This window comes from Marinobacter sp., assembly GCF_041687235.1.
Classification (GTDB): Bacteria; Pseudomonadota; Gammaproteobacteria; order Pseudomonadales; family Oleiphilaceae; genus Marinobacter.
In genome coordinates, this window is the sequence record NZ_JAWLCH010000009.1 from 154,686 (window position 1) to 161,891 (window position 7,206).

Annotated in this window: 9 protein-coding genes and 1 tRNA gene; 6 read left to right on the top strand and 4 right to left on the bottom strand. The window is 56.5% G+C overall.

Annotated features, from left to right (window positions below):
* Window positions 1–5: 5 nt before the first annotated feature.
* Entirely contained in the window at window positions 6–473 is a 468-nt protein-coding gene (locus tag ACESMK_RS13890; protein ID WP_372999837.1) for a peroxiredoxin, read from the bottom strand.
* A gap of 74 nt (window positions 474–547) precedes the next feature.
* On the opposite strand from ACESMK_RS13890, the gene dapA reads away from it, so the two are divergent.
* From dapA to ACESMK_RS13920, 6 genes are all read left to right on the top strand, one after another.
* A complete protein-coding gene (gene dapA / locus ACESMK_RS13895; RefSeq protein WP_372999841.1) occupies window positions 548–1,426 on the top strand; it encodes a 4-hydroxy-tetrahydrodipicolinate synthase in 879 nt (292 codons plus the stop codon).
* A 35-nt stretch (window positions 1,427–1,461) separates the two neighbouring features.
* Window positions 1,462–2,559 carry an outer membrane protein assembly factor BamC gene (bamC, locus tag ACESMK_RS13900; protein ID WP_372999844.1) on the top strand — a complete coding sequence of 366 codons (1,098 nt, stop codon included), beginning with the start codon at window positions 1,462–1,464 and terminating at the stop codon, window positions 2,557–2,559.
* A gap of 45 nt (window positions 2,560–2,604) precedes the next feature.
* Window positions 2,605–3,318 carry a phosphoribosylaminoimidazolesuccinocarboxamide synthase gene (gene purC, locus ACESMK_RS13905; RefSeq protein ID WP_372999846.1) on the top strand — a complete coding sequence of 238 codons (714 nt, stop codon included), beginning with the start codon at window positions 2,605–2,607 and terminating at the stop codon, window positions 3,316–3,318.
* A 30-nt stretch (window positions 3,319–3,348) separates the two neighbouring features.
* Window positions 3,349–4,086: a TIGR04219 family outer membrane beta-barrel protein gene (locus tag ACESMK_RS13910; protein WP_372999849.1), complete on the top strand. Its 738-nt coding sequence runs from the start codon at window positions 3,349–3,351 to the stop codon at window positions 4,084–4,086.
* Window positions 4,087–4,114: 28 nt separating this feature from the next.
* Window positions 4,115–5,122 (top strand): NAD-dependent epimerase, encoded by a 1,008-nt coding sequence (locus tag ACESMK_RS13915; RefSeq protein ID WP_372999852.1) that lies wholly within the window; start codon window positions 4,115–4,117, stop codon window positions 5,120–5,122.
* Window positions 5,123–5,210: 88 nt separating this feature from the next.
* Window positions 5,211–5,729, top strand: coding sequence for a lipocalin family protein (locus ACESMK_RS13920; protein WP_372999855.1), 519 nt, complete (start codon window positions 5,211–5,213; stop codon window positions 5,727–5,729).
* Between the two features lie 10 nt (window positions 5,730–5,739).
* Here ACESMK_RS13920 and ACESMK_RS13925 read toward each other — a convergent pair whose 3' ends face one another.
* The 3 genes from ACESMK_RS13925 to ACESMK_RS13935 all read right to left on the bottom strand — a co-directional run bounded on the left by ACESMK_RS13925 (window position 5,740) and on the right by ACESMK_RS13935 (window position 7,184).
* Entirely contained in the window at window positions 5,740–6,381 is a 642-nt protein-coding gene (locus tag ACESMK_RS13925) for an RES family NAD+ phosphorylase (protein WP_372999858.1), read from the bottom strand.
* 27 nt (window positions 6,382–6,408) lie between these two features.
* Entirely contained in the window at window positions 6,409–6,855 is a 447-nt protein-coding gene (locus ACESMK_RS13930) for a hypothetical protein (protein WP_372999861.1), read from the bottom strand.
* Between the two features lie 252 nt (window positions 6,856–7,107).
* A tRNA-Val gene (locus ACESMK_RS13935) sits at window positions 7,108–7,184 on the bottom strand.
* Window positions 7,185–7,206 lie beyond the last annotated feature (22 nt).

The window sequence follows — 7,206 nt, forward strand, 5'->3', positions numbered from 1 at the left end:
GGCGCTCAAAGCGCCTTTACAGCCTCCAGCACTTCGTCGGCGTGGCCTTTGACCTTCACGCCGCGCCATTCAGCTCTCAGCACCCCGTCCTTGTCGATCAGGAAGGTACTGCGATCGATGCCCATGTATTCCTTGCCATAGAGCTTTTTCAGCTTGATCACGTCGAAGAGCGTGCAGAGCGCTTCGTCTTTGTCCGAAATCAGATGAAAGGGAAACTCATGCTTGGCCCGGAAATTCTCGTGGGCCTTGAGTCCGTCCCGGGATACCCCAAGAATAACGGTGTCCAGTTCTTCAAACTGCTTCATCCGGTCCCGGAAGTCCTGGCCTTCGGTGGTGCAGCCGGGTGTGTTGTCTTTCGGGTAGAAATAGATCACCACATTCTGGCCTTTCAAATCGTCCAGCCGAATGGTCTGGTTTCCGGTTGCCGAAGCTTCAAAATCCGGAACGGGTTTGTTTAACTCGACGGAAGGCATGACATCTCCTTTAATTCCCTTGTGTCAGTTCGTGCCCAACATTACCATATCGGTTTTATTCGGACGGAGCTTTTATGATTACGGGTAGCCTTGTCGCACTGGTCACGCCCATGCATCCTAACGGTGACATTCACTGGGAGGATCTGGACAAGCTGGTAGACTTTCACATCGAAAACGGCACGCACGGCATTGTTGCTGTGGGCACCACCGGCGAATCCGCAACGCTCGACCCGGAAGAGCATTGCCAGACCATTGGCCACATCATTAAACGCGTTGATGGACGAATCCCGGTTATTGCGGGCACCGGCGGCAACAGCACCCGTGAGGCCATTGAACTGACCACAGAAGCACACAAGCTTGGCGCGGACGCCTGTCTGCTGGTTGTTCCTTACTACAACAAGCCGACCCAGGAAGGGCTTTACCGCCACTTCAAGGCAATTGCAGAAGCGGTTCCGGGCATGAATCAGATGCTCTACAACGTGCCTGGCCGCACCGCCTGCGACATGCTGAACGAGACCGTGCTCCGGCTCGCCGATATCCCCAACATTATTGGTATCAAGGACGCAACCGGGAATATTCCCCGCGGTGCCGAACTGATCGAAGCGCTCGATGGTCGTCTGGCCGTCTACTCCGGTGATGATGCCACGGCGGCAGAACTGATGCTGGCAGGCGCCAAGGGCAATGTGTCCGTGACCGCAAACGTTGCGCCGAAGGGCATGTCGCAGCTGTGCGAAGCAGCCATTGCCGGTAACCGCGAAGAGACAGAGCGCCTCAATGAGCTGTTGATGCCGCTCAACCGGAAGTTGTTCCTGGAGGCGAACCCGATCCCGGTGAAGTGGGCCCTGCACCGTATGGGGATGATTGGAGAAGGCATCCGTCTGCCGCTGACACCGCTCAGCGAAAAGTTCCACAGCGAAGTGGAAGATGCTCTCAAGGCCTCAGGTGTACTCTGAGTTTGCTTAAATCGTCCCAGCCCCGGAGTAACCTGATGCAGGTTCTAAAAGGAACCGGTAGTAACCTGATGTTCAAACCCGTAGTTGTTGCAACCGGACTGCTGCTTCTGGCGGCAGTCTCGGGATGCAGTCTGATTGAAGACCGCTCCGAGCGCTATGTGGATGCGCCGGAAGGTAAGCCACTGGAGTTGCCGGAAACCGCCGACAAGTCCCGCTTCAGCGAGACCATGCCCATCCGTGATGTCCAGCCGGCTGATGCCAGCAAGATGTATCCGTCTGACATTCCGCGCCCACCGGACATGACCTCGGACATTCTCGACGAAAATTACGTGATCGAAGAACTCGATGGCCGGCTCTGGCTGCTCGTGAACGATGTGCCGGGAAGAATCTGGCCCGCCGTCAACAGCTACCTGACCGAACGTGGCCTCGGTGTTGGCTTCGATAGCGCGCAACTGGGGGTCCTCCAGACGGAACTCGCCAACTTCAGCAAGCGGGCCCGGGATCTGGTGGAACTGTCCGATAACCCCTCTGCTGGCGAGCAGAAAGTTCTGCTTCAGGTTCGTATGGCCCCCGGCGTACGCCGCAAGACCACAGAGGTTCAGGTGCGCAGGTTGGAAGTGGCCGATCAGCCGGATGAACTGATTCCCTGGACCGGCGTGTCTGACCCGTCCGAGCAGGCACTGGAGCTTCAGAAACGGGTGTTGGCTGATCTGGCCGATTTTCTCAAGGCCCGGGAGGAAACCAAGTCCTTTTCCCGCGCCGCATCCGGCATGGTCAGCGATCCTCTCGTTCGCCTGGTCTCGGAGAACGACGACGCGGTGGCTATCCGGATGGAGCTTGATTACGGTCGCTCCTGGGCGGAGGTCAGCCGGGCGCTTACAGATTCCGATATTCCCGTTGTTGATCTGAACCGCAGTGAAGGCTGGTTCCATGTCGACTTCCGCACCGAAGACGAGCGGGATCCGGGCTGGTTCAGCTGGTTCAGCGACAAGGATGCACCCCAGCATACCCACACGGTGACCCTCAGTGAGGAGAGCGACGTCATTGTCATCTCTGCCGAGGACGTTCCGGGTTACACTGGCAGCCGGACGACGTCCGATCTGCTCACGGAACTGTTCGATTACCTATACTGATTCAGGAAGAGGCCGCCACTGGCGGCCGCTTTTCGGAGACCCCCAATGGAAAAACGCGAAGAACTATACGCCGGCAAGGCAAAATCCGTCTATCGTACTGACAACCCCGAGCGATTCGTGCTGGTGTTCCGTGACGACACATCTGCTTTCGACGGCGAGAAGAAAGAACAGTTGAACCGCAAGGGCATGGTGAACAACAGGTTCAATGCGTTCATTATGGAAAAGCTGGAAGCGGCGGGTGTACCGACCCATTTCGAAGGGCTGCTGTCTTCCACCGAATCACTCGTCAAGAAGCTGGACATGATTCCGGTCGAGTGCGTGGTTCGCAACATTTCTGCCGGAAGTCTGTGCCGGCGTCTGGGTGTGGAAGAGGGGCAGGAACTGAATCCGCCCACCTACGAATTGTTTCTGAAGAACGACGCGCTCCACGATCCGATGGTCAACGAATCTCTGGCTGTCAGCTTTGGCTGGGCCACAGCTGATGAGCTGGAGCAGATGAAAGTTCTGACCTACCGTGTAAACGACGTACTCAAGGCCCTGTTTGACGACGCCGGCATGCTGCTGGTGGACTACAAACTGGAGTTTGGTCGCAGTGAAGGGAAGATCGTACTGGGCGACGAGTTCAGCCCGGATGGCTGCCGGATCTGGGACAAGGAAACCCGCAAGAAAATGGATAAGGATCGCTTCCGCCAGGGGCTGGGCGATGTTATCGAAACCTATGAGGAAGTCGGGCGCCGTTTGGGAATCCAGTTCGACTGATCAAAACAGACAACAAATAGAAGGTGTGTCATGCGTAAACTGATGCTTGCTGTAGGCGGTTCACTGATTCTGGTGGCGCCTGTGTCACAGGCAGATGTGGTTGGTCTGGGTGCCAGCGTAAGCTACTGGGATTCCGATCTGTCCGGCCAGGCCGCTGACAATGGCGATGTGGTTGATGTTGAAAATGACCTGAATCTGGATAGCGATTCCAATGCCAATGCGTCGCTGTATCTGGAACACCCGGTTCCGCTGCTTCCCAACGTTCGATTGAACTACACTTTGGTACAGCAGAGTGGGCGTGGGCAGGTGAATGGTAATTTTGGTGGCGTGAACTTTGGTGGCCTCGACGTTCAGTCTGATCTGGACCTGGAGCAATTGGATCTGACGCTCTACTACGAGGTTCTCGACAATTGGGTAAACCTGGATCTGGGCCTGACCGCGCGGGATCTGTCCGGGGAGCTGATTGTCAAAGAAGCAGTCACAGGTACGCCGTCAAACGAAACCAGCGTCGACGCCGTTATCCCCATGGGTTACCTTGCCGCTCGCTTTGATCTGCCATTTACGGGCGTGTCCGTTGGCGCGGAAGGAAACTTCATCAGCTTCGACGGCGACTCTCTGCACGATTTCAATGCTTACGGGCAGTACGAAATCTCGCTCATCCAGTTCCGTGCGGGCTACCGTCAGATGTCCATTGATTACGAAGACGGTAACGACCAACTGGATGTCGAGGTTGGCGGGCCGTTTGTGAGTGCGGGCGTGTCCTTCTGAGGCCGGCATTCGTTCCAAGGAGAGAAACGTGAAGATTCTTGTTACCGGCACCGCCGGTTTTATCGGCTCACACCTGGCGCATCGCCTGCTTGACCGGGGCGATGAAGTCATTGGCGTGGATAACGTCAATGACTACTACGATGTGAACCTCAAGGAAGCGCGGCTCCAGCGGCTGACCAGTAAGCCGGGTTTCACCGAGGTGCGCCAGGATGTGGCAGACAGGGCTGCCATGGAAGCCCTTTTTGCCGAGCACAGGCCAGAACGGGTAGTGCATCTTGCCGCCCAGGCGGGCGTCCGCTACTCCATCGAGAATCCCCACGCCTACGTGGACGCCAACCTGGTCGGCTTCATGAATATCCTCGAGGGTTGCCGCCACAATGATGTGAAGCACCTGGTGTATGCCTCAAGCAGTTCGGTGTACGGGGCCAACGAGACCATGCCCTTCTCGGTGCACGACAACGTGGATCATCCCCTCAGTCTGTACGCGGCCTCGAAGAAGGCCAATGAGCTTATGGCTCACACGTACAGCCACCTGTACAACCTGCCAACCACGGGCCTCCGGTTTTTTACCGTCTACGGGCCCTGGGGCCGGCCGGATATGGCGTTGTTTATCTTTACCAAAAAGATCCTCGCCGGCGAGCCCATCGACGTTTTCAATCACGGCCACCATCGTCGGGATTTCACTTACATTGACGACATCGTGGAAGGCGTGATTCGCACCCTGGATCATGTTGCCGAGCCCAACGATCAGTGGAGTGGTGCAACTCCGGACCCCGGCACCAGCAAGGGGCCATATCGGTTGTATAACATCGGAAGTAACAACCCGGTAGAGCTGTCCCGGTTCATCGAGATTATCGAAGAGCGGGTTGGCAAAAAGGCCGAGAAGAACCTGCTCCCGTTACAGCCGGGCGATGTGCCCGCCACCTACGCCAATGTCGATGATCTGATTGACGACGTAGGTTACAAACCGTCGACTCCCGTAGAGGAGGGGATTGCCCGGTTTGTTGACTGGTATCGAGACTTCTACAACGTATGAATCAAGGGCCAGCAAATGCTGGCCCTTCTCGTATCTGATATTCGAAAATGGGGCGCTAACGATGATGGCAGTGTTAAGAAGATGGTCCTTGATAGCCGGGATTGTAGCCCTGGCCGGTTGCACCGGCCTTCCGGAGGACATTGAGCCAGTCACCGGTTTTGATGGCGATCAGTATCTGGGTACCTGGTACGAAATCGCCCGCCTGGACCACTCTTTCGAGCGCGGTCTCACCAATGTTCGTGCCGAGTACAGCCGTAATGAAGACGGCAGCATAAAGGTCATCAACCGCGGCTATAACGCTGAAGAAGAGCAATGGGAGGAAGCTGACGGCCGCGCCGTATTTGTCGAAGACGAAAATACAGGCCATCTGAAGGTGTCCTTCTTCGGGCCGTTTTACGCCTCTTACGTAGTGTTCGAGCTCGACAAAGACGAGTATTCGTACGCCTATGTGACCGGTTACGACCGTGGCTATCTCTGGTTTCTCTCACGCACGCCGGAAGTCAGCGAAGAGGCGATTGAGGCGTTCAGGGATCGGGCCAGGGCGGAAGGATTCGATCTGGATGAATTGATCCTGGTAGAGCAGGAAAAGAACCTAGAGGAGCCCTAGGGCTACCCGCCTATAGCGGTCTGAACTCCTCAAGCCGGGCGTACTTGGTAAACCGCTGGCCATCCCAGTAGAGCGTATAGTGGCCAGCCTGAACAACGGGTGTCGTTGCCGGTGGTCGGAACAGGGCAATGGCTTCTGCCCCCGGGTTGCGGACCGAGTTATACAGAACCCCGAATTCACCAGCATTCAGAAGTTCCGCGGCAACCTTCTGCCCGGGTTCATAGTTGGTTTCATGCATGTATTGGTGCTGGTTCCGAAGGTCCACCAGTGGTTTAGCCACGTGGCCAGTGTAGCAACGGACCACTGCTGAACAATCGTTGCCAACACCAAAGCCCCGCCATACATTGCCGGCATGGTAGACCCATTCCCGGAGTGCCGTTTCAACGGAATCGCCCGCATAGTAAGCGCCACGGTATCTGGTATTGAAACGCCCCTCAGCGGGGTAGCAGAAGGACGCCATGACGGGGCTCCAGCCGGGGCCGGCCCGGAAGTCCGCTTTATCGACGTAACGGGGCCAATGCGCAATGCGGTCGCTGGTGGCGGCCTCCAGCTCCGCAAGAAGCATGGAATCAGGGCTTTCAAAGCAGTCGATCGGAGGGTGCTTGCTATGGATGACCCGGTGATGCTTCCATTCAGGCTTTATACGATTCAACTCAGACTCCCTGTCGTTTCGATATGCTCATCCGCGCATCGCGTCGAGGTTCCGGCGCACGTAATAGAGGGCATCCATGGACCCTTGCTCAAGCAGGTAGTCGCGGATCGATGTTCCCTGCAGGCCCATTAGCTCAATTGGTGTCTGGAACCACTCATAGGCCAGTTGCTCATGTCCGGCCGGCGTAAGCAATGTCAGGGCCTTGTGAATGCCCAGGAGCAGGCTGATTCGATCCATGGTATCCCGCGAGACTTCCACTTCATCTCCACGGTTGGCCCGCTGCTGCCAATCTGTAAGCGTCCTGCGGCGAATGCCACCAAGCAGGATTCCCAGTTGATCCATCGTCAGCCCCCACCGCTCCCGGTGTTCAAATAACCAGCGAAGTCCGGCTGTGCTATGGGTAGCCGTCAGTCCGCGCCCGGCATTGGTGGGCGGGGTAATGTCCAATGGCTGATGGTGCTTCAAGCCAAGCATGGCTGCCTCTCCTGGGCCCGCAATATTTATAGGCCCATTACTGAATAGTTCAGTAAAGTATAGGCTCTTCCCAGGCGCTGAGCAATATCGCCCATTACCGGACATAATGAGCGTAAGTGCTCACCGGCGAACAGGTGTACTTCTCGCTGTACCGGATGACGGGCGCAGGTAACGGAGGCAGAAGGGAAATTGAGGGCACAAAAAAAGCCAGTTCCTACGATTCTCGTAAGCAACTGACTTTCTTTGCAGGATTGGTAGGACCACCCAGATTCGAACTGGGGACCTCTACCATGTCAAGGTAGCGCTCTAACCAACTGAGCTATGGTCCTGTGTCCTGCAACGGGGACGCAA

Coding starts and splice junctions, on each gene's coding strand:
- ACESMK_RS13890 (WP_372999837.1), bottom strand. CDS start 473: ATGCCTTCCGTCGAGTTAAACAAACCCGTTCCGGATTTTGAAGCTTCG.
- dapA (WP_372999841.1), top strand. CDS start 548: ATGATTACGGGTAGCCTTGTCGCACTGGTCACGCCCATGCATCCTAAC.
- bamC (WP_372999844.1), top strand. CDS start 1,462: ATGCAGGTTCTAAAAGGAACCGGTAGTAACCTGATGTTCAAACCCGTA.
- purC (WP_372999846.1), top strand. CDS start 2,605: ATGGAAAAACGCGAAGAACTATACGCCGGCAAGGCAAAATCCGTCTAT.
- ACESMK_RS13910 (WP_372999849.1), top strand. CDS start 3,349: ATGCGTAAACTGATGCTTGCTGTAGGCGGTTCACTGATTCTGGTGGCG.
- ACESMK_RS13930 (WP_372999861.1), bottom strand. CDS start 6,855: ATGCTTGGCTTGAAGCACCATCAGCCATTGGACATTACCCCGCCCACC.